The organism is Coriobacteriia bacterium (genome assembly GCA_041658765.1).
GTDB lineage: Bacteria > Actinomycetota > Coriobacteriia > Anaerosomatales > JBAZZO01 > JBAZZO01.
In genome coordinates, this window is the sequence record JBAZZO010000015.1 from 21190 (window position 1) to 44569 (window position 23380).

Annotated in this window: 13 protein-coding genes; 3 read left to right on the top strand and 10 right to left on the bottom strand. The window is 66.7% G+C overall.

Going from position 1 to position 23380, the window contains the following annotated elements:
- Positions 1-31: 31 nt before the first annotated feature.
- Complete coding sequence (locus WC971_09020) at positions 32-1114, bottom strand: hypothetical protein (protein ID MFA5844952.1); 1083 nt, start codon at positions 1112-1114, stop codon at positions 32-34.
- Positions 1115-1248: 134 nt separating this feature from the next.
- On the opposite strand from WC971_09020, the gene WC971_09025 reads away from it, so the two are divergent.
- From WC971_09025 to WC971_09035, 3 genes are all read left to right on the top strand, one after another.
- On the top strand, positions 1249-3111 hold the full coding sequence (locus WC971_09025; GenBank protein MFA5844953.1) for an O-antigen ligase family protein: 1863 nt from the start codon (positions 1249-1251) through the stop codon (positions 3109-3111).
- A 272-nt stretch (positions 3112-3383) separates the two neighbouring features.
- The gene (locus tag WC971_09030; GenBank protein MFA5844954.1) at positions 3384-4352 is read left to right on the top strand and encodes a hypothetical protein; all 969 of its coding nucleotides are present in this window, start codon (positions 3384-3386) and stop codon (positions 4350-4352) included.
- A complete protein-coding gene (locus WC971_09035; GenBank protein MFA5844955.1) occupies positions 4352-5449 on the top strand; it encodes a NapC/NirT family cytochrome c in 1098 nt (365 codons plus the stop codon). Before WC971_09030 ends, WC971_09035 begins: the two co-directional genes overlap by 1 nt.
- A gap of 229 nt (positions 5450-5678) precedes the next feature.
- Here the strand turns inward: WC971_09035 and WC971_09040 are convergent, their stop codons facing one another.
- From WC971_09040 to WC971_09080, 9 genes are all read right to left on the bottom strand, one after another.
- A complete protein-coding gene (locus tag WC971_09040) occupies positions 5679-6569 on the bottom strand; it encodes a hypothetical protein (protein MFA5844956.1) in 891 nt (296 codons plus the stop codon).
- 72 nt (positions 6570-6641) lie between these two features.
- Complete coding sequence (locus WC971_09045; GenBank protein ID MFA5844957.1) at positions 6642-7526, bottom strand: hypothetical protein; 885 nt, start codon at positions 7524-7526, stop codon at positions 6642-6644.
- 298 nt (positions 7527-7824) lie between these two features.
- Positions 7825-8706, bottom strand: coding sequence for a hypothetical protein (locus WC971_09050; GenBank protein ID MFA5844958.1), 882 nt, complete (start codon positions 8704-8706; stop codon positions 7825-7827).
- Positions 8707-8868: 162 nt separating this feature from the next.
- Complete coding sequence (locus WC971_09055; GenBank protein ID MFA5844959.1) at positions 8869-10044, bottom strand: hypothetical protein; 1176 nt, start codon at positions 10042-10044, stop codon at positions 8869-8871.
- An 8-nt stretch (positions 10045-10052) separates the two neighbouring features.
- Positions 10053-10820, bottom strand: a complete 768-nt coding sequence (locus WC971_09060) for a tetratricopeptide repeat protein (protein MFA5844960.1) — start codon at positions 10818-10820, stop codon at positions 10053-10055.
- 45 nt (positions 10821-10865) lie between these two features.
- Entirely contained in the window at positions 10866-11909 is a 1044-nt protein-coding gene (locus WC971_09065; GenBank protein MFA5844961.1) for a NapC/NirT family cytochrome c, read from the bottom strand.
- 18 nt (positions 11910-11927) lie between these two features.
- Positions 11928-13355: a cytochrome c3 family protein gene (locus tag WC971_09070; GenBank protein MFA5844962.1), complete on the bottom strand. Its 1428-nt coding sequence runs from the start codon at positions 13353-13355 to the stop codon at positions 11928-11930.
- Between the two features lie 128 nt (positions 13356-13483).
- Positions 13484-15130, bottom strand: a complete 1647-nt coding sequence (locus tag WC971_09075; protein MFA5844963.1) for a fused MFS/spermidine synthase — start codon at positions 15128-15130, stop codon at positions 13484-13486.
- 154 nt (positions 15131-15284) lie between these two features.
- On the bottom strand, positions 15285-23312 hold the full coding sequence (locus tag WC971_09080; GenBank protein MFA5844964.1) for a hypothetical protein: 8028 nt from the start codon (positions 23310-23312) through the stop codon (positions 15285-15287).
- Positions 23313-23380 lie beyond the last annotated feature (68 nt).

Here is a 23380-nt window from a genome sequence, read left to right on the forward strand (position 1 = left end):
ATCGCGAGGATGGCTCGACTCCGGCTCCCGTTCATCGATCCGCGCCCGCTGAACGGACGTTGAGCACCTGCACGACTCCGGCCTCCGCATCGGTTATGTAGAGACGACCGCTCGCCGTGTGCCACGCCAAACCCTCGGGGCGCCCGACGTCGATCCGCAGACCGGGCTCGGGAGGCCTACCGGGGACGGCGCGCAGTCCGTGCGGGCCGACGCTCTCGATCCAGTCCCCCGCCGGAGACAGGAGCACGACGGCCTGTTCGAACGTGTCCCCCGCCATGACCCGCCCGCCACCGACGGCTATCCCGCGAGGCAGCCGGAATGTGGCCGTCACCGTGGCGATCTCCTTGCCGCCCGCGAGAGACAGCGCCCTCACGCGGCCCGCGGTGGAATCGCACACCCAGAGCTTCCCGAAACCGACGACCATCCCGCCGACGAATCCCACTCGAGGTATCAAATCCGCGCCAAGGGATCCGAGCGAACGGCCATCGTCCCCGAAGACATGGATGGTCCGGTCACCGGCGTCGGCCACCAGCACGCGTCCCGCTTCGGACACCACACTCGTCGGCCGCTGCATCGCCCCGGGCGTCCCGGGTGCCCCGAGAACGCCGAGGACCCGCCCCGCGCGCACCGGACCCGTCCCTAGGATGACCACGCGGCTCCCCGCCGTGTCCACGACCGCGATGCGGTCCCCTGGAAGCGCCGCCACCGAGACGGGATACGCCGTGCGCGTCCCCGGCGCGGGCGGTACGGGAAGAGAGGCGACCCGGCCCCCGGCGAGCGTGAAGACCCGCACGACTCCGGCATCGGCCTCGGCAACGTACACCCGAGAGTCCGAGACCGCGATGCCGCGCGGGTTTCGCAGGCGCTCTGACGCGCGCGAAGGGAAGTGCCCGGCCGGCGTCACCGCGGCGGTCACGTCCGCGGGCGGTTCGGCGAGATCGACCGAGCCGTCTTCCCTAGGAAGCAGAGCTACGATGATGATCGCGGCCAGACCGAACATGAGGAGCGCGGCGAGGGACTTCCACAACGTGGAGGGCTCGACCGCCAGGGAGACCCGCCGCGTCACGCCGGCATCGCCCCCACTCCTGACCCTCCACGGCATCAATCTCTTCATCCGCCTCCATGCGCCCGGGTGCCGGTATGGCCCCGCTGCGCTATGCTTTCGCTCGGCGGCCCGCCTCTCTCTCACTGGCGGGCTCGCACCGAGATTATACGCTCCAGACGGCAGATCCGACCGTGAGGTGCCGCATGTACGATGAGCGCCAAGTCCAGACGCCCGAAGTCGCCGGCGCACCGTCGACGGCCGGCTTGGCGCTCAAGGACTGGGTCCTGCCCGGGTGCATCGCACTCGCCTGGGCGGCGGTGGCGCTCTCTCCGCGTTCCATGGGACCCCTCGTCGCACTGCTCGCGAGCGTTGGGACCGCTGGAGCCGCGGGGGCGCTGGCGCTGCTGGACACGCGGCCCGTCCATCGCCCGACGCTCCTCCTCGTGGCGCTCGCCGGGATCCCGCTCCCTTGGCTCGCCGTCTGCACGACGCTCGCGCCCGAGCCGCGCATCTCGCTATGGGGGCTCTTCGGACAGCACGGTGGCCTGCTCGCGTCCGTCGCGGCCTGGTCGGTGTTCGCGGCCTATGCGCTCTACGGCGGCCCGAGGGACTGCCGGCGCGTGCTGCGGGTCGTCGCATCGGCGGGCGCGCTCGCTTCGCTTTCCGCCGTCGCCGACAGGCTCGGGCTGCTCGCCTACGCCGAGCGCTATGCCACCGCTCCCTCCGGCGTGTTCGAGAACTCCATCACCCTCGCGGAAGGCCTGCTCGTCGCGATCGGCTGCGCCGGGGCCTGGGCGCTGCTCGCCCGCGATCCCCGCGAGCGCGCGGCCGCGATCGGCTCGCTCGGGATCGTCGGGCTGGGGATCGCGCTCGCCTCCTCGCGCGGAGCATTCGTCGGGCTCGCGGTGGGCGTCGCGGCCGGCACGATCCTCGTTCGCGACGCCGCTCGGGGCCGTCTCGGTCGCGTACTCGGCATCGCCGTCACGATCTTCGGGACCTTGGTCACCATCGGTGTCATAGCGTCCCTGGCGATCTCCGAGCGCGTTCCCGCTGTCCTTCGCGCCGTCTCGACGAACCGGATCGACCTCTGGAGGGCCGCTGCCCGCACGGCGATGATCCACCCCTTGTTCGGGAAGGGACCCGAGCAGTTCTCCGCGTTCTGGCGGTGGGACGTCTCGGCCTCCGGGACACTCTCCGCATCCGGCGCGTATGACGCTCACGATGCCGTACTCGGTCTTGCGGCCTCGGGAGGCTTCGTCGGTCTCGCGCTCGGGATCGTCGCCGCCTCGGCCGTCGGGCTCGCGCTCGCCGGCGCCGTGCGCGCGAGCCGTTCGTCACGCGCGGTGATCTGCGCTGTCGCGGGGCTCGCCGCATGGTCGGTCTCCCTGCTCTTCGCGTGGGTGGGCGTGCTCCCGTCGCTGACGGCGGCCGCGGTCGCCGGCTCGCTGGTCGGAGCCGCCAGACCGGCCTCGGCCGACCCGGCTCCTCGGCGTGCGACCTGGCGGGTCGGCGCGGCTGCGGTTGCGGCGTCACTCGCGCTGGCGGTCGCCGCCCTCGGACTCCGGCCACTGCGAGCCGAGTCCCTGTGGGTGCGGGCCGCGTCCGGCACCGGCCGCCTAGCCGCGGCGTCCGAGGCCTTCTTCATCTGGCCGGACCCGACGTACTCCGTGGCGGTGATGGAGGGACTCGTCGGACGTGCCGTCGCGGAGCCCGCCTCGGCGGCCTCGTCGCTCGCTCAGGCGCGTTCGCTGGCCGACGGGGCCGGCGACGCCGCACGCTGGCATGTCGCCACGGCCCTGACGATCGCGGATGTCGCACAGGCGCTCGACATGCTCACCGGGAGACCTTCCTGGGCGCTCTTCGAGCGCGCCGTCCGAGCAGGCAAGGAGGCCGATCCCGCGACGGGGCTCTGGGACTACGCCGCGGCGATCGAGGCTGCCCGCACCGGACGTCCGGACCTCGCGCGCTCGTACGCCCGCGCCGCCATGGAGTTCCCGCTCCCCGAACAGCCGCGGCAGCGGATGCGCGCCCTGGCGCGCGCTGACAAACCACCCTCCGGCGAGTAGAATACGGGCACGGGAGCGACGCCAGACGGGGGTGGCCATAGAAGACCACCCCTTTTTGTGATGCTCGGAGAGCCCGACACGTGAGATTCCGCCTGCCCAAGCTCAAGCTCAAACCACCGAAGGCCCGCCCGCCCGCGGGCGCGGGCGGTCCGCGCATGGGCCCCGGCGGCCCCCGGCCTCCGCGACCCCCAAGACCCCCGCGGGCGCCCCGTTCCACCACCCCGCGCCCGCCGCGCCCGCCGCGCCGACCGAAGCCGCCCCTGTCTCCGAAGGTGAAGCGGGCCGCCATCGCCTCGGCCGCGGTCGCCGCGGTGCTGCTCACGGCGCTGGTCGTGGCGATCGACCTGTCCTCGCAGCCCTTCGCTTGCGCCAAGTGCCATGGACCCCAGGCGGACGCGCTCCACTCGTCCGCCCACGACGGCGTCACCTGCTATCGCTGCCACCTGCCCGCTGGGATGTGGTCGTTCCCGGCCGCGAAAGCGGATGAGTGGTTCAGGATGTATCCCGCGGCCATCGTGGGTCGCAAGCTCTCCGGACCCGGTCCGCGCATCTCACGGACGGCTTGCGCGTCTTGCCACGAGAAGGTGCTAGTGGGCGGCAAGACCAAGGTGCACGGGCTCGTGATCGTCCACTGGCAGTGTGCCGGGGAGCCCACGCCGTGCGACGCGTGCCACACGAGCGTGGCCCACGGCCGCGCGGTCCGCTGGGCGCGCGAGCCGGTGATGGACGACTGCGTCGTATGTCATCTGGAGCGGCGCGCCTCTCTCAAGTGCGACGCTTGCCACACCGGCAAGCTCGAGACGGACCGGATCAAGACCGGACCGTGGCAGGTGACTCACGGCCGCAACTGGGAGCGGACGCATGGGATCGGCGACCTGCAGACCTGCGTGACGTGCCACCCGCCTCAGAAATGCGTCACCTGCCACCGGACGCGCATACCCCACTCAGGCAACTTCTCCGCCGAGCACGGACGCGAAGCCGTCCTCCCCGAATCCCGCTGTTCTACCTGCCACGATGTGAAGGGCTGGTGCCGTGACTGCCACGGCGTCGACATGCCCCACCCGAAGGCTTTCCTGAAGCAGCATCCTACGATCGCGCGCGATGCCCGCGACCCCGTGTGCCTCAAGTGCCACACCGACTTCGACTGCGCCAACTGCCACGTCAGGCACGCGCACCCCGGCGCCACGGACGGCAACCTTCAGGGGATCCTGCCCCAGGTGCCGCAGGGAGGCGCCGAATAGTGGCATCCCGATACCTAGAGGCGATCCGCCTGCTGCTGCGCGACCCGACGAGCAACCTCGTCGCGACGGCGATCGGTCTCGCCATCATCACGCTCCTCGCCCTGATCATCATCCTGCTCCTGCTCGCCTGGGCGCTTCCCGCGAACGACCGGCGCAGGCCCCAGTCGAGACGCCCGGGCGCATTCGACGGGCCGGGGCCGCCCTCCAGGCCGGCCCGGAGATCGCTTCCCATGTGGCTCCTGTGGGTGCCTTCCGTGCTGTTCGTCGTCGTGGCGCTCGGCTACGCCTACGTCAGCACGTCCACCAACACCTACTGCGGGCGCTCGTGCCATACGATGCTGTCGCTCTCCGATTCGTGGAAAGCGTCGCGCCACGCCAAGATCCGCTGCATCCGCTGCCACGAAGGGCGACCCGGCTTCTCCATCGGGCAAGCGTTCGTGGGGCGCACCCACAGCGTCTACCTGCAGCTGACCGCCACGCGCGTCGAGGGGGTCACCGCCGTATCTTCGCTGCTGTGCCTCGACTGCCACGGCGAGATCGCACGTCGCACCATCGTGACCGCGAACTCCGTGGCCGTCTCGCACAAGGAGATACTCTCCGCCGGGGCGTCGTGCGAAGACTGCCATCGGGGGGCGGGACACGGCAAGAGCTCACAGGTCGGGATGGGACCCTGTCTGCGCTGCCACGACGGCCGGAAAGTCTCTGTGGAGTGCACTCTGTGCCATCTCAGGGGCCCCGATGTGTCGATCCGTCCACGGAACGCCACCTTCGGGAAGATCAACCTTCCGGAGAAGCCCACCTGCGGCGGCTGCCACGCCCAGAAGCGCTGTGATGCCTGCCACGGGCTGCGCATGCCCCACCCCGCGAACTACGCCGACCCTCGGTCACACGCGCGCGCTGCGGCGTTCACCGGCAAGGACCGGCTGTGCTTCCGCTGTCATCCGCCCCTGCAGTGCCAGCAGTGCCACCAGGACTTCAACGCCCACGGTTCGGACTGGTTCGAGCGCCACAAGACCTACCCGACCGACACCCTCTACTGCGAGGCGTGCCATCACACGCCGGACTTCTGCGGGGTGTGCCACCCGAAGACCCGGTAGGCGAGACACGACCGGAACGGGCCCGGGAGAGCGGCCCGTCGTGGAGCGCTCCGGGCGTTGGCGCTCCGTGCGTCCCCCACGCTATCCCGCACACACTATCGGCACGACCCAGTCGCGATGCGTCACACGACACGGCATCCGGACACGAGAGAAGGGCCGCCCGGCGTATCCGCCGGACGGCCCTTCGTCGCTATCGCTGAGGCGCTCTAGGCGCTCAGGAGAAGCGGTGTTACTCGGTCACACCGACACCAAGGGCGGAGACCTGACCGTCGCGGTGGCAACGGAGGCAGATGCCGTCCATCTTCGTGTCGGTCGAGTCAGCCGAACCCGCGCCCGTCGTCGACGTGGCGCTGGTCAGGAACCGCGCACCGTCGGTGTAGTGCGGGAACGCGGAGGCTACGACGACTCCGCTGACCTTCGTGCTGTTGTGGCACGACTCGCATGCGTTGGTGATGGAGTACGTGACGCCGTTGTCGATCGTCGTCGTCATGACGTGCGAGTCACGGTTCTGCTGATCGTTGAAGTAGGGATGGCAACGAGTGCACCACTTCGAGACCGCGACCGAGCTCGAAGCCTCGTTCGCGATGGCAGCGGCCGTCGTCGGGTTCGCGGCGGTGACGATGCCCCAGTCGTAATCGGCACCCTTCTTCAGGATCTTGCTGTTCAGGTAAGTGTTGCCCGTCATGTCGGCCGTGGCGCCGTGGACCTGATGGCAGTCCTTGCACCCGAACAGGTTCGCCCAACCGCTGGCGTCATGAGCGCGCACGTTGGAGCCGCCGTTGTAGTTCGTGGCGGTCCCACCGTAGACGATCTTGGTCGAGACAGCGTTGCTGATGTGGCAGTACGTGCATGCATCGGCACGGCTCGAGAGCAAGAGAGCCTCGGAACCCACGCCGTTACCAGAGGGGCCGGCGTTGTGGACCGCGTGGCAGACGACGCACTTCTTGGTGTTCTGTGCGTAGCCGCCATGCGGGGACTGCGAGCCGTTGACGGCCGAGTTGTCGGCCTTGACGCTGCTCCACGCGGTGTACGAGCTGTCGCCGTACGTGGCGAACGCGCTGCTGGTGATGGCCAGCGCGAACAGGGCCACGAGGGCGATGACAAGAGCTGTCTTCTTCATCGATCCACCTTCACTATTCCCCCATGCCGGCCCTTCTGGCCGACAGGTGATGGTCATGCACGTGCATTGCGACTAGAACGTGTTCCCGACGCCGGACGTAGGAGCGGATCCGTTCCGGTGGCACCGGATGCAGATACCGTCCATCTTCGTATCGGTAGCAGGCGTCGAGCCCGCACCGGACGAAGCGGTCGCGGAGACAAGGAACCTCGCCCCGTCGGTGTAGTGCGGGAACGCGGAAGCGCTCGGTACTACGCTGCTGATCGTGTTGCTGGCATGACACGCCACACACGTCGTCGAACCTAGGAACGCGTGCTGGTTGTCGGCCGCGACGAGCGGGTGCGACTGCCAGTCCGCCGTGCCCGAAGTCGGGTTGTAGTACTCCGTGTGGCACAACGTGCACCACTTGGAGACGGCGACATCGGGCGAGTCGATCGCTGTAGGCGTGCCGGCGTTCGCAGAGTACGAACCCGCAGTCTGCTTGTACAGGATCTTCTGGGTCAGGTACGCGTTCGGCGTCATGAGGTTCTTGGCCGCGTGCACCTGGTGGCAGAAGCTGCACTGCACGGACTGGCCAGGCGTGTAGTTGTGAGCGTTCTTCCAGTCGGTACCCTGGTAGTTCGCTTGTACTCCGCCGTAGACCTTGAGAGAGCTCGTGTTGCTGGTGATGTGACAGTACGTACATGCGTCGGCGCGTGCCGAGAGCAACAGAGCCTCGGAACCCACGCCGTTACCGGCGACGCCGGCGTTGTGGGTCGCATGACAGACAACGCACTTCTTCGAGTTCGGCGTGTACCTGCCGTGCGGAGAAGTGGAGCTCGCGTCGACGCTGTAGTTGTACGCCGAGACGCTGCCCCAGTTCAGGTACGAACTGTCACCGTACGTGGCGTTCGCGATCCCAGCTAGAGCCAGGATGAACGCCGCGACGAGGACGAAGGCGAGTATCGTCTTCCTTGTCAAAACCACACCTCCTTCCTCGTGAGGCTGAGGCCCGTTCAACGCAGACCCCGCGAGAAGACACACATCCACTTGTACAGTTGTGCATTCAAACACTACCAGACGACCCGCGGTGCGTCAACGACCGTTTAGCATCATTAAGCGACACCTCCCACCTGCGGCTTCGCTCATAGAAGGGACCATTCCTTCAGGTTTCTTAACAAGCAAGAACCATGCCCACCTGCGGCGCAGTCCCCGGGAGACGCAGATGTGCCGCCCGGCTTGAGCCGAGCGGCACATCAGATACCCTGTTGAGCTGGTGTTACTCGGTCCAGCCCACACCAGCCGCGCTGCCGTCACGATGGCAACGGAGGCAGATGCCGTCCATCTTCGAGTCGGTGGTCTCAACAGACCCGGTGCCGCTCGCGTTCGAGGAACCGGTCAGGAACCGCGCACCGTCGGTGTAGTGCGGGAACGCGGAGGCTACAACCACACCAGTGACCTTCGTGCTGTTGTGGCACGACTTACAGGTGTTGGTGATGGAGTAGGTGATCCCGTTGTCGAGCGTCGTGGTCATGACGTGCGAATCACGATCCTGCTGGTCGTTGAAGTACTGGTGGCAGCGGGTGCACCACTTCGAGACCGCGACCCCGTTGGACGATTCGTTCGAGATGGCGGCGGCCGTCGTCGGATTCGCGGCGGTCACGATGCCCTCGTCGTACGCGGCGCCCTTCTTCAGGATCTTCTGATTCAGGTACGTGTTGCCCGTCATGTCGGCGGTGGCACCATGGACCTGGTGGCAGTCCTTGCAGCCGAACGCACTCGCCCAGCCGCTGGTGTCGTGAGCCTGGTTGCTGTCGCCTTCGTAGTTCGCGGCGAGGCTACCATAGACCTTCTTGCTCGAGACGCTGCCAGTGACGTGGCAGTACGTGCACGCGTTCGCACGGGTCGAGAGCAACAGGGCCTCGGAGTTCGCACCGTCACCGTTGACGCCCGCGTTGTGGACCGCGTGGCAGACCACGCACTTCTTGGTGTTCTGAGCGTAGGCGCCGTGCGGAGACTGCGAGCCGTTGACAGCCGAGTTGTCGGCCGAGACCGACGGCCACGAGAGGTACGAACTGTCGCCGTACGTGGCGAAAGCCGCAGCGGACATCGCAAGCGCGAACACCGCCACTAGAGCCAATACCAAAGCAATCTTCTTCATATTCTTGCACCTCCTTTGCGTTGGAATAGCGTCACAGGCGGCGCAATGCCGCTAGAGACCGCCCATTACATCTTGATTCTATCAACCTCGCAGGGTCCGCTGCAATAGCGCGCCTTCAGATTCCCTAAGAACAGTCACCGTTTCGCGCCACCACCAGGTCGTTCAGGCGTACTGCTCCTCATACGCCGCCCGTCTGGCCATGCTGCGCCTGCTCATGACGGCGACGATCACCGCGATCAAGAGGAGCAGGAGCGGCACGGAGCAGTACCTGTACGGGCTGTAGATGGCGCGCCGGAACGCCGACGCACCGGACCCGCCGGACCCCGGGAACCGGACGAGCTGGACCCTGAGGTTGCGGGTGTCCGCGACGGCGAACCAGTCGCGCGCTCTGTCGTACGCGATCCCGGTCGGGTAGAAGAACGTCCCGTCGTCGGTGCCGTAGTCGCCGTAGTCGTTGATGAGCTTCCCGGTCTTGGGGTCGAGCAGGATCATCTGGAACTTGAACGCGTCGATGACCACGAGCCGGCCCTTGCCGTCGAACGTGATGTCCTGCGGCAGGTCGAACATGTCCTCGTTGCCCGCATTGGGCGCACCGTCGGGGCCGATCCCGGGGCTCGTCCACAGCAGTTTCCCCGTCGAGTCGAACGCCTCGACGCGGCGATTGAGCGAGTCCGCGATATAGATGGTCTTGCCGTCGGTCTCGATGCCCTGATAGGCGTCGATCATGCCCGGACCGCGTCCGCGCCGGCCGAAGCGCCCCTGCGGCTGACCCTGCAGGTCGAAGACCTGTACGGCACCGGGAGCGAGGACGTAGACGTTGTTCCCTTCGACCTCGAGCCCGCGCGGGGCCTGCACGGCCCATTCGCGGACGAACCTCCCGGCGTTGTTGAAGACGACGATCTTGTCGTTGCCGCTGTCGGCGATGTAGAGATTGCCGGCCGCATCGGTGTCCATGCCCTCGGGGCGACCGAGCATCCCCTGACCTCTCCCGCCCATCCCCGTGTGCACGAGGTTCTTGAACGCGCCGCCCGCGGCGAAGCGCATGACACGCGAGCGCTGGGGGTCGGAGACATATACGTCACCGTTAGGCGCGAAGGCGACCGAGGTCGGATCGAGCAGCTGTTCGTCGGCTGCCGGTCCGAACCCGTACATCGAGCGGATCCACGAGATGCCGCCGGACGCCAGCACACGCCTTGTGGGCGCCCCGGCGGGATGAAGGACGCGCACGAAGAAGAAACCCAGTACCGCCAGCAGCGCGGTGAGAAGTAGGAGGATGGCGACGAGTACCACTCGAAGCCTTCCTGCGCCCTGCTCCTGTTCAGTCGGGATGCGATCCATGTCAGCCTCTACTCCTCGCCGAGTCGCTTGAGCCCGTCAAGGGCCGGCTTGTAGTCCGGGATATAGCGAAGCGCCTGACGGTAAGCGTCGGCGGCCTCCTTGTCGCGGCCGTCCTTGACGAGCAGCTTGGCGAACTCGACCCATACCTCGGCGTCGGTCGGCATGATGCCCGCGGCCTTGCGGAAGTCGGCGATCGCGCGGTCGTTGTCGTCGAGGGCGTCGTAGACCTGGCCTCTGCCGTAGAGGCACAGGTAGAGCACCTCGTTCTGACCGGTGACGATGATGCCCCTGCGCTTGCGCTCCTTCACGTACCTGTCGTACTCGGAGTTCGTGAACTTCTCGAGAGCGTTGTAGGCTCTCAGTGCCTCGTCATAGCGCTTCGCGATCCTGAGTATGTCGGCCTCGGTCAGGTCGATGACCGGCGAGTGCTCGATCTCTCTGGCCTGATCGAGCGCGCGCATGGCGTCGTTGAACCGGCCGGACTGGTTGTACGCGAGCGCCAGCCTGGCCCAGTTCTGCATGTCCTTCGGGTTCTCCTTCACGGCGACCTCGTCCATGGTCACCGCCCTCTCCAGCCCGGTGCGGGGCGCGCCGCGCATCGACAGCGTGTAGAGGACGAGCGAGATACCGCTCGCGAGGAAGACGACGAGGAGCATGAGCGCGACGCGAAGCAGCCATGCGTCCTGCCAGTCACGATGCGGCCGGACGTCGTAGCCGTCGTCGTAGTACTCGTCGTTCCCCTCGTCAGGCTCGTATGGTGCGCGTTCGTCGGTCACTATTATCGAGCTCCTTGTCGCCTTTCGGCCCGCGTGTCCGCGGCCCTACTGGATCCTCCGCACATGGCAGTGCGCGCAATATGACGGCTTGTGGCATGCGAAGCAGGGCTCCGTGCCGGTCTGCCGGACGATGCCGGGATGCTGAGGCAGCCACGGATACCGCGGGTCCGCCTGTTTGTGATGACAGGCGTTGCAGAACTCCTTGCCGCCCGCGACCGTACCGTGACACCTCAGGCAGACATCGGTCCTTGTCTTGCCGAGCGTCCCGTGACCGCGCGTGAATCCCTCGGGGTGCGGCATGAGCAGCCCGTGGCACGCCGTGCAGAACGCCGGCTCATCGTGACACATCTTACAATACTCCGGGCGTTCCTTCTTGAGGTCGGCGTGCCCTCGTGAAGCGGAGCCGATGCCGCCCTTCGTGTAGAAGCCCGGCACGAGGTGGCTGAGAGGCTTGAGCTCGAATCCCTTGGGGTGACACGTCGAGCAGGCGCCGGGGGCCTTGGAGCCGGTCCCGCGCCCGTGACAGCGGACGCATCCCTCCATCGTGGCGAAGTCCTCGTGCTTGCGGTTGCCCGGGAGCTTGAGGGTGAAGTCCTCACGATGCGCGACGCGGTTGTGGCACATCGCGCACGTGATGCCCTTCTTGGCGTGGACGTCGTGGTCGATGATCACGCCCCTCGAGGGCGTGACGCGCCGCTTGCCGGAGTGGCACTGCGTACACTGCCTGGAAGGCATCTCCTCGCTCTGCGCGAGTTCGGACTCCGGGTTCAGCGGCAGGGAGTAGCGATCGGTGACCGTGAGGTAGAGCTCACCGACCTTCTTCGACTTGTCGATGAGGAACGTCACAGGGTCGGCGCCGGCCGGTACGTGACACGCGATGCACGAGACCTTGTCGTGGGAGGAGTGGTTGTACGCCACGATCGTGTCGTCCTGGACCTTGTGACAGGCGTTCGCGCAGAACCAGCGGCTCGACGCCACCGCGAGCGCGGTCATCACGAGCGGGACGAGCAGCAGGACGACGACTCCCGCCGTCAGGATGTACCTCGGACGGCGCGCAGGGTCGGTGAAGCCATCGAGTGGGTTGCGCACGGGTGGTCTCTCGCGTCCCTAGTCGGTGACGCCGATGCGGGTGTGACACTCGAGACAGAGAGCGTCGTGGCCGCTCGGGAACGGGAGCATGAACGTGAAGACGGTACCATGCGGGTCGTGGCACGTCGAATAGCACGAGAGGGTCCGGCGCGCTCGGACGTCCCAGCCGACAGCGGGATGCGTGTTGTTCGATGTGAAACGCACGTTATGGCAGGTCATGCATAGTGCGGTGTTCTCAAGGCGCAGGATCGGCGTGTAGTCCGAGCCGTGCGGCGTGTGGCAACGGATGCACAGCGCCTTGCCGTGCCCGGACTTCTGGTAGTTCGCCTCGATGCGCAGCGCATGACACTGGAAGCACAGGTCGTTGTCGCGAGCTATGACGAGCTTCTCGTAGTCGCTCGCATGCGGATCGTGACACGCGGCGCAGAGCACGAGCCCAGCGGCCTCGACGGGATGGTGGCTCGGCTTGAGGAAGTCGAGCCGAACGCCCGGATGGCAGCCGTAGCAGAGGTCCGGCTGCGCTGCACGGAGCAGTGGCAGGTCGTCGGACCCGTGCGGCTCGTGACAGCCGGTGCAATTGGCTTGCGAGAACGGTTGGTGCTGAACGGGCTTCATGCTCACACTGGCGACGGTGGGGTGGCACGTGAAGCACAGGTCGCGCTGGTCGAGCGCGAGGATCGCGCGGTAGTTCGATGCATGGGGCAGGTGGCAGTTCGTGCAGAACCGGCCGGCGAAGGGCGGATGCACCTGCTTGCGGGACATCTCGTCCCCCACGCGGTGACACGAGACGCACAGGTCGCGCTCGTCGTACTTGAGCAGGACGCGGTAGTCCGACGAATGCGGGTCGTGGCAGTTCGTGCAGTATCCCCTTTCGAACGGCGGGTGCTGGTAGGGCATGTTCTTCTCGGGACCGAGGTTCCCGTGACATATCCAACAGACCTGGTCGCGTGGTGCGGTCAGGACGGAGTCGGCCCCCTTAACGTTGGCGTACGACCGTTTGACCACTCCGCCCTTGCTCACGACCCCGAGCCGCCCGACAGGTGTCTTGTACACGGAGAACAACCACTGCAGCGGAAGCCACTGCATCGCCGTCTTCGTCTGCTGCCAGCGAGTGGACATCCCGCGGATGGTCTGCTTCTCCACGCGATCGCCGTGGGGGGTATGGCAGATGGTGCACTCCTTGTTCACCAGGGGCGAGTGGACGGAGGCCATCTTCATCTTCGCGATGAACTCGATGTGACACCGCAGACACGGCAGGTCCGAGGCGAGGGTCTTGACCGAGGTGGGGCCGCTCGCGATCCACGTGTCGACGAGCGTGGTGACCGCGCACATCGTGAGGAGCATCGCGATGAGTACGACCGTCAGCGACTTCCGGCGCCAAGGCCGGATACTTCCGTCGTCGATCTCGCCCTCTAGATCGAGGAGCGCGTCCTCCAGGTCGGTCACTGAACCTCCGCGGCATGTGCGTGCAGGCGCATGACAGCGCGCGATACCGCACGGCAGTATCGGCGCCTCCAGAATAGCACGCCGGAGAGGCTCGTAGACCCGTTCGGACGAGGGAACTTAACGTTCGTTCAGCGCCTCGCGTTGAACCAGCGGATCCTGTTCTTGACGACGTTGAACTCCAGATACGGGTGATCGTCGGTGTTCAGCGGCACCGTAGGATCGGTGAGGCTGTCCGCCATCGTCTGGACCGACTCGAACGGGTGGAAGGGGGTCTGCGCGAAGCCGTGATCGGCGAGGAGCGTGTCGACACGCCGGCCGACCTCATCCTGGTCGATCCGCTCGCCGCCCTTCACCCCGACCAGGAACAGCTCGTTCGAACCTACCGACGGGCTGTCCAGCGACCAGACGTAGGACTGAGGGAAGACCTCGTGGAACGTCTTGTACATCATCATGAAGTCGCGACGCTCGAGGAGGTACCTCGGCAGCCACTGGCAGAAGACGCCGCCATCGTTGATGTGCTCGCGCGCCAGAACGAAGAACTCCTCGGTGAAGAGATGCGAGACGCCGCTGTTCAGCGGCCAGCTCGGCTCCGAGGTGATGACGTCGAAAGTGCGCCGCGTCCTGTACAGGTAGTTGCGGCCGTCCGTGACGTGGAGATTCCAGCGCGGATCGTCGGAGAGCTCCCCCACGAAGAAGCGCGAGGCGGGCACGACCGCCGGGTTGATCTCGACGGTGTCGACGCGCACCAGCGGAAGCTCGAGCAGCGACTTCGACGTGTACCCTGTGCCGAGCCCGATCACGAGGGCCGAGTGCGGGTCTCGAGCCGCGGCGACGGGGAGGTACGCGAGCAAGTGGGTCGTCTGGCCGTCCTCCTTGTAGCTGGAGCCCTCGGTCATGCCGCCGTTGTGCAGGCTCAAGCCCCCGTCGGAGTCCTTCACGACCGCGACATCGCTGTAGACGCCCTCGCGACTGAAGACGGTCTTCATGCGCTTCGCCGCCTCGCGATACGACGCCAGGGAGTCCACGCGCCCGAGCCGATAGAACCCTAGGGCGACGGCCGGCTCGGGCAGGAAATGGCTCCCCGAGACCGCGACCGCGAGGATGGCCGCTCCGATGGCGACCCGCCGGGCGGCGATTGCGTTGCGCGTGGCCCACATCATCGCCCCCGAGACGGCCAGGTTGATGCCTGCTGCCACGAAGATCGTCCCGCGCACCCCGATGAACGGGATGAACAGGAACCCGGCGAGCAGGGACCCGGCTATCGACCCCAGCGTGTTGACCGCGTAGACGGAGCCCACTTGCCGACCGATGGCGTCCAGGGACGACGATGCGATCTTCGACACGACCGGGAAGGTCGCTCCCATGAGCGTCGTCGGACCGATCATCACGAGGAACGACAACGCCAGCTGGATCCCGAAGAAGAAGACGAACGACGGGTGCAAGGTGTTGTAGACGGTGAAGTAGATGGTCGGCAGTCCGCGGATAAGCGGGATGGAGAGAAGCCCGAACATCGCGATCCCGAACTCGAGCTTGGCGAAGAGCTCGCCGAGATCGCGTGAGGAATCGGCCCAGCGCCCTCCCAGGAAGCCCCCTAGGGAGAGACCGGACATGAACGCGCCGAGCATGATGGAGACGGCGTAGACCGTCGACCCGAATACCAGCGAGAGCTCGCGGGTCCAGACGACCTCGTAGACGAGAGCGGCCATGCCCGAGAACGCGAAGACGACCGTCACGAAACGGCGGAGCCGATCGGTAGGTGGTGCGTCGACCGCCAACGGGACCTCCGCTCTGCCGGAAGCACAAGGTCACCTAGTGCAACCATCATGCCGCCCTGCACGGTCCGCGTCCATCGGGCGAGAGGAAAGGGTCCGGGAAGCTCACGCTTCCCGGACCCCTGATACCGATCGGTCGGATCGGTCGTGCGGGATCCTACGGCCAGAACCCGTTCGCCGGAACGTTGACCAGGTGCTTGCCGCAGCTGGTGACGCAGTCGGTTCCGGCGCTCCAGGTCGTCATGTCGGCCTTCCACTGGAATCCGACGAGCACCAAGCGGTTCGGGTCGGCGTAGGGCAGCGTGTCGGCGGCCACGCCGAATGCCGCACCACCCTTCACGGCCGCACCGCTGCCGACCGCGCCACCGTACGTACGGCGCAGGAGACGCGGCCGGACCCATGCGTGAGGCACGCGGATGTGGCAGTCGATGCACGTGTCGCCCGCGCCTGCCCTGGTGTCATGGTTGGTGTGCGCACCAGCAGGCAGGTTGACGACGGTGGTCAACGGGTGACACTTGTCGCAGATGATCCGGTTATTGCCCGTGGCAGTCCAGTTAGACGCCGTCGGCGAGGAGTACTGGGAGGGCGAGTAGCCTTGCGCGATGGTGATCTTCACGTTCGCGCCCTGCGGACCGGCGAGCCACGTCCCGAAGTCGTGACAATCGGAGCAGAGCACAGGGGTGGCCGTGGTCGTGTAGCCGTTGGCGACCCAAGGCGTCGTACCGCCGATGCCGAAGGTGGCGTCCGCCGGGATAGGCCAGACCGTGGTCGTCGCGTTGAGGTTCGCGCTCTTCGGGAACCACACGCCCATCGAGTTGTGCCCGCCGCGGGACGGACCGTCCACGAACTCGTTCGCCGGATTCTTCCAGATGGTGCCCGTGGACAGATAGCTCACGGTGGTCGACACCGTCGGGACGTGCGCAGCGCTCGTGCCGCTCGACGCGCCGTTGTGGCACGAGGTGCAGCGGTGGTCCTTGTTCGTGATCGCGGCCGTGATCGAGGCGTTCGAGGAGTAGGAGCCTGGCGTGCCCTTGTTGTTGTGGCAGACGCCGCAACCGTCGGTGCCGCCGTTGCCGCCGTTCATGCTACGGCCGGCGCCGGTCGCGTTGATCGACGGAATGTACGCCGCCGGGCCGTGCTCGCGCACGAGATCGGAGAAGTGACAGCCGAAGCAGCCGACGTTCTTACCGAGCTTGTACGTCTGACCGGTCAGGATGCCGACCTGGGCGCCGAGCGCCATGCTGCCGTCGTGGGACGGCCCGTGGGCGGGCACCTTGTCGAGGTGGCAGCGACCGTCGGCGCACTTCGTCACGGTGTGCAGGTTCGTGTCGGCGTCGTCGTGGCAGACGTTGCATGAGGTCCGCTGGGCCGACATCGTCGTCCCGAGCGAGTGCCCACGGGCGATGTTGCCCACCGTGAAGCCGGTGTGGCAGCCGCCAGAAGCGCACGCCGTGTTCGACGCGTCGGCGCTGAAGTTGTGGCGCGTGCCGGTCGCCGTGGCGACGTTCGCCGCCGTGGTGTGTGTGGCTGATGTGCTTCCGTGGCATGCGCCGCAGGTGCGCGAGACCCAGTTGGTCTTCACGACCGCGGTCGAGTTCAGGGACGTGTCGTTGTGGCACTCCTCGCACGACATGTTCGGCGCCGTGTACCCGGTCTGCAGGGTCGCGTGCTCGGAGCGCAGATCGACGGTGGTCGTCACGCCGCGCGAGGCGAAGTGACAGTCGGCGCAGGTCTTCTTGTAGGTCGCACCCGCGGTCGTGACGTACGCGCCCATGCTGGCGGGCAGCGAGACGTGACTCGTCTCGGTGCCGTAGTAGTGCTGCGGATCGACCGGCGAGAAGACGGTGCGCTGGTGGCATGCGACCGTGCCGCAGGAGAGCGTGCCGACCAGCATGTCCGCCGTCTTGTGGCAGACGCGGCAGCCGATGAGCGTGCCGCCCTGCGTCGTGGCGGTCGAGTGCAGCACCTTCACGTCGGTGCTGGCGTGGCAGCCCGCGCCGGAGGCGGTGCATCCGGCGATCGCGGTCGTGTGGAGCGACGCGTAGGCGTCGTGGCTGCTGCTGTGGCATGCGGTGCACAGGCGGTTCGTCCAGTTGGTCTTAACGACCGCGGTGGAGTTGAGGCTCGTGTTGTTGTGGCAGCCGGCGCAGGTCACGATACCGACGCTCGTCGTCGTATGGACCGACTTCATCGTCGCGGTGTGGCACAGGTTGCAGGCCACGCCGCCGGTGGCGACACCGGAGTAGAGACCGGCGGTGATGTTCGCCGTGTGCGAGGTGTCATTGCCCGTGGAGTGGGCCGGATCCGTCGGAGTGTAGCTCGCCAGGTACGGCGTGTGGCAGCCGCTCGCGGAGCAGGAGAGCGTGCCGACCAGCATGTCCGCCGTCTTGTGGCAGACGCGGCAGCCGGTGAGCGTGCCGCCCTGCGTCGTCGCGGCGGAGTGCAAGACCCTGACGTCCGTGGTGTTGTGGCAACCCGCGCCGGCGTCGGTGCAGCCGGCGACCGTCGTCGTGTGATCCGAAGCGTACTCGGCATGGGTGGTGGTGTGGCAGTCGGTGCACTTCTTCGCCGGCCAGCTCGTCTTCACGACGGCGGTGCTGTTGAGCGACGTGTTGTTGTGGCAGCCGGCGCAGGTCACGATACCGACGCTCGTCGTCGTATGGACCGACTTCATCGTCGCGGTGTGGCACAGGTTGCAGGCCACGCCGCCGGTGGCGACCGTCGAGTACTGGTTGTACGCCATGGTGGCCGTATGCGACGTATCGTTACCGGTGCTGTGGTTCGGGTCGATCGGCGTGTAGGTGTGGCCCTTGACGCGACCGGCCATGTGGCAGGTCTCGCACTCCATCTTCGGGGTCCACGTCTTGATGCCGGAGTACGTCGTGCCGTCGTGGCAACGTCCGCCGCAGCCGCCGCCGAGCGTTCCGCCGGTGCCCCACGGATGGACGACGATGTTGTCGAGGCTGTTATGGCAGCCGGCGCCGGCCTCCGCGCAGTTCGAGCTGACGGCGCTCGCCGCGACGTGGCCCGGCATACCGGACGCGCTGTGGTCGACATGGCAGTTGACGCACTTGGTGACAGTACCGCCCGAGAGGATGCCCAGGACCTTGACATCGTTGCGGTGGCATACGTTGCAGGTCGTGAAGGTCGAGGTGCCGGCCGTCGAGTGCAGCGCCGCTACGTCGCCGGCGAGACCGCTCGCTATGAGCGAACTGTGGCAGGCCGTGTTCGCGCACGCGGTGTTCGACGCGTCGGCGCTCAGGTTGTGCGCGGTGCTCGTCGTGTCGTGCGTGTTGTAGGCAGCGTAATCGTGGCAGACCGCGCACGTGCGGGCGGGCCAGTTCGTCTTCACCTGGACGGTGCTGTTGAGCGAAGTGTCGTTGTGGCACTCGGAGCAGGTCACGACGCCGTCGGCCGAAGCACCCGCACCCTGGACCACGACGGTAGCGTGCTCCGCGCGCAGGTCGGTGCTGTGGCACAGGTTCGTGCATGCCGTGCCTGAGGTGTCGCCCGCGCCGGAGTAGATCTTACCGGTCGCGGCATCACCCGTCGCGGAGTGCGAGGTCTCTGTGCCGTAGTAGTGCTGCGGATCCACCGGCGAGAAGACGGTGCGCTGGTGGCAGCCGACCGTCGAGCAGGAGAGCGTGCCGACGAGCATGTCGGTCGTCTTGTGGCAGACGCGGCAGCCGGTGAGCGTGCCGCCCTGCGTCGTGGCGGTCGAATGCAGGACCTTGACGTCGGTGCTGGCGTGGCAGCCCGCACCGGAGTTGGTGCAGCCGGCGACCGTCGTCGTGTGGACCGACGCGTAGGCGTCGTGAGACGAGGTGTGACACGCGGTGCACAGGCGGTTCGTCCAGTTGGTCTTCACGACCGCCGTGGAGTTCAGACTCGTGTTGTTGTGGCAGCTGGCGCAGCCCACGATGCCGACGGTCGTCGTCGTGTGGACCGACTTCATCGTCGCGGTGTGGCAGACGTTGCAGGCCACGCCGTCGGTCGCGACACCGGAGTAGAGACCGGCGGTGATGTTCGCCGTGTGCGAGGTGTCGTTGCCGGTGGAGTGGGTCGGATCGGTCGGGGTGTAGCTCGCCCGGTACGGCGTGTGGCAGCCGACCGCCGAGCAGGAGAGCGTGCCGACGAGCATGTCGGTCGTCTTGTGGCAGACGCGGCAGCCGGTGAGACCGGCGGTCGTGGCGGTGGAGTGCAGGACCTTGACGTCGGTGCTGGCGTGGCAGCCCGCGCCGGAGTTGGTGCAGCCGGCGACCGTCGTCGTGTGCGAGCTGGCGTAGGTGTCGTGGCTGCTCGCGTGGCACGCGGTGCACAGGCGGTTCGTCCAGTTGGTCTTCACGACCGCGGTGGAGTTCAGGCTCGTGTTGTTGTGGCAGCTGGCGCAGCCCACGATGCCGACGGTCGTCGTCGTGTGGACCGACTTCATCGTCGCGGTGTGACACAGGTTGCAGGCCACGCCGTCGGTCGCGACACCGGAGTAGAGACCGGCGGTGATGTTCGCCGTGTGCGAGGTGTCGTTACCGGTGGAGTGCGCCGGATCGGTCGGCGTGTAGCTCGCCAGATACGGCGTGTGGCAGCCGACCGCGCTGCAGGAGAGCGTGCCGACGAGCATGTCGGCCGTCTTGTGGCAGACGCGGCAACCGGTCAGCGAGCCGGTAGCGGCGTTCGAGTGCAGGACCTTCACGTCGGAGCTGTTGTGGCAACCCGCGCCGGAGACGGTGCAGCCTGTCGCCGTCGTGTGAGCCGAGGCGTAGGCGTCGTGGCTTGTGGCGTGGCAGTCGGTGCACTTCTTCGCCGGCCAGCTCGTCTTCACGACGCCCGTAGAGCCGAGTGAGGTGTTGTTGTGGCAGCTGTTGCAGCTCACGACTCCGACGCTCGTCGTCGTGTGGACCGACTTCATCGTCGCGGTGTGGCACAGGTTACAGGCCACGCCGCCGGTGGCGACCGTCGAGTACTGGTTGTACGCCATGGTGGCCGTGTGCGACGTGTCGTTGCCGGTGCTGTGGTTCGGATCGGCCGGGGTGTAGTCGTGACCGCCGACCCAGCCCGCGCCGGCCTTGTGGCAGGTCACGCAGTTGAAGCCGGAGTTCCAGGTCGCGATGACGATGTTCGCGTAATAGCTGTTGTGGCATCTGCCACCACAACCGCCGCCGAGCGAGGACATGTCGCCCCAGCGGTGGCTGGAGCCAGCACCGTAGTTCGCGTAGCTGACACCGTGGCAGCCGGTGCCCGCCTGCGAGCAGCCGTCGCTCGACGAGGTCGAGTCATGCGACGGGATGCCGGTCGCACTGTGGTCGACATGGCAGTTGACGCACTTCGTGACCGTACCGCCTGAGCGGATGCCCAGGACCTTGCCGTCGTTGCGATGGCAGACGTTGCAGCTCGTGAAGGTCGAGGTGGATGCGCTCGAGTGCAGCGCCGCGATGTCGCTCGCAAGGCCCGAGGGAGTGATCGCACTGTGGCAGCCGGTGTTCGCGCACGCCGTGTTCGACGCGTCGGCGCTGAGGTTGTGCAGCGTGCTCGTCGTGTCGTGCGTGACGTGTGCAGCGTAATCGTGGCAGTTCGAGCACCTGCGCTGCGTCCAGTTCGCGTGGACGGTGACCGAACTGTTGTAGCTGTTGTCGGCGTGGCACTCGACGCAGGTGACCTGGCCGTTGGCCGACGCACCGGCACCCTGCGCCACTACCGTGGCGTGCTCGGAAGCGAGTGCGGTGACGTGGCACAGGTTCGTGCACGCGGTGCCCGACGTGTCGCCGTTGCCGGCGTAGATTCTGCCGGTCGAAGCGTCACCCGTCGCGGTGTGCGACGTGTCGTTGCCCGTGCTGTGGTTCGGATCGACCGGCAGGTAGTTGTGAGAACTCAGCCCGCCCCCGCCGGACTTGTGGCATCCGGTGCACAGGTTCGAGTAAGAGCCCTTCACGAAGCCGGTCACCGCGGTGAGGGTCGCGTTCGCATGGCACTTGGCGCACAAGCCGGAGCCGCCGTGACCGACCGCCGTGTCGAGGTAGAGGTCGTGGCAGCCGGTGATGCACGCGGTCTGCGTGCCCACGTGGGCCGCGGCAGTGGTCGGATGGTAAGCGGTGTTGCCGTTGTGGCACGTGCCGGAGTAGCACGTCGTGGCCGTGGTCACGACGGTGGCTGTCGTATGGCAGGAGCTGATGCAGTCGCTGCGCGGCGTCTGGTGCGTCACCGACGCGTCCGTGACGCTGTGGCAGTCGCTGCCGCCGCAGAAGGCGTTCGACGAGGTGTAGTCATGCTTCGTCAGTGTGGCGGTATGCGAGGCCGGAGCCTTGCCACCGCCAGCGTGACAGGCGCCGCACGTCTTGTTCCACGCGGTCGTCGGGAACCACGACCGCTCGTGGCAGTACGTGCAGCCCGGCGTCGCTCCGGTGGTCGCGAGCGAGCTCGCCTTCTGGTGCTCGGGATTGAGCTGGGTGAGGTGGCACTTGTTGCAGGCGAAACCGAGGTAGGTGGAGGTGGCCTCGGCGTTCGTGATGGTGTGTGTCGGTTCGGAGCCTGTGTAGTAATGACCTTCCATCACGTAGTGGCAGTCGATGCAATTGTTGCCCGCGACGGGCATCTGGTTCGAGGTATGGCAGACCTTGCAGCTTGTGCGCGTCGCGTCGCCGATCTTCACGGCGTTGGCGTGCATGGTGGCGATACTAGAAGCATGGCACCTGCCCATGCACAACCGTGCGTTCGACGCCGTCGGGGTCGCGTGATCGGACGCCATCTGCTTGTGGGCGGCGCGCGGAGACGACGGGGAATGGCATGCAAGGAAGTAGCAAGTGCGACTCGGGGTCGTCGAGTTCCACGCGTTGACGCTCAGCGGGATCGACGTGTTGTCGGCGTAGGCGGGGTGGCAGGTCGTGCAGTCCATCGGCAAGGCGCCGGGGGATGACACTGAACTAGCACGTCCGTGCTCGCCGCCGATCGACGAGACCTGCATGTTGTGGCAGTCAGCGCAAGTGAAGTTCTTGGAGCCGCCGCTGACGGTCGTCTCGACCGACGGACCGCTTCCGGAAACGTGGTCGAACGAGTTCGGATCGTGGTTGTAGAGCTTGACGACGTGACACGGATCGGAACAATTGCCCTTCAGCGTCGCGAGGGCGGGGTAGACGGTGAAGTAATCGAGCATCGTGTAGTGGCTGCTCGAACCGGAAACGCCCTGTCTCACCACGAGCGTGAGGGTATGGGTGGCCTTCGAGAGCGTCGGTGTGGTGTAGAGGATCTGGCCCTTCACGGTCGCGCCCGACTGGAAGTTGTCGAAGGTCCCCTGGGAGACGCCGTCGACGTATACCTGTATGGCGCTGCAAAGGGGGCCCTTCCAACCGATGACGCTGGCCTTCATCCCGTAGAAGGTCAACGTAGCCGATGCGTCGAGCCTGTTGGTCATGCGGTAGTCGGACCGCTGGACCCAGTTGTACCGGGTGTCGGCCCCAAGGGCGGGCGCGTAGGCGACGGAACCGTCGTTCTCCTCGACCCGCTCGGCATCGGGGGTCGAGGTGGAGACGTTGTGACAGTCGGCCATGTAGCAGGTCTCGGTGATGACCGCCGAGGAGATCTGGTTCTCGACACCGACCTGGGTACCGGTGCACACGCGAGTGGCGGGCGGGGTGAACGACGAGTTGTACGACTGGGAGACCTGGTCCCAAGTGTGGTCGCCATGCGTCTGGGGGATGACGCCGGCGTGGCAGACGCGGCAGGCTGCACGGGCGTGGCAGCTTGCGCACTTGCTGTTCGTGGCTCGCGCGTTCGTCGGCCAGCGGCTGGTCCCGTGGATCGTGTGCAGGAGAGCGTAGTCCGTGGTGGTCACGGAACCCGCAGAGGCGAAGTAGGCGCCCGAGCTGCTGACGACGGACGGGAACATCGCACGGTTGCCGTTCTCGAAACCGAAGTGGCAACTGGCGCACTTGTAGTTGGACTTGTGGTACGGGTGACTGGACGGCTGGACCCAGTGACACTTCTTGCACGCGGTCGCATAGTCCACCGCGGGCACGTGGAAGTTCACCGTGTTCGTCGCGGAGACACGGTCAGCCGTGTCCTCGTGACAGTAGCGACAACTCGTGTTCGCGTAGGGATCGGTCGGATCCCCGGGATTGCCCCATGCAACGGTCGACGCTGCCAGCGTCAACGTGAGCACGGCGATCGCCATCAGCACAAGCGTTCGTCTGTTCATCGCCCGTCCACTTCCTCGGTCCGTCATTCCCAGGCCATATGACTAACCGCTCCCCCAGCAGGAGCTGT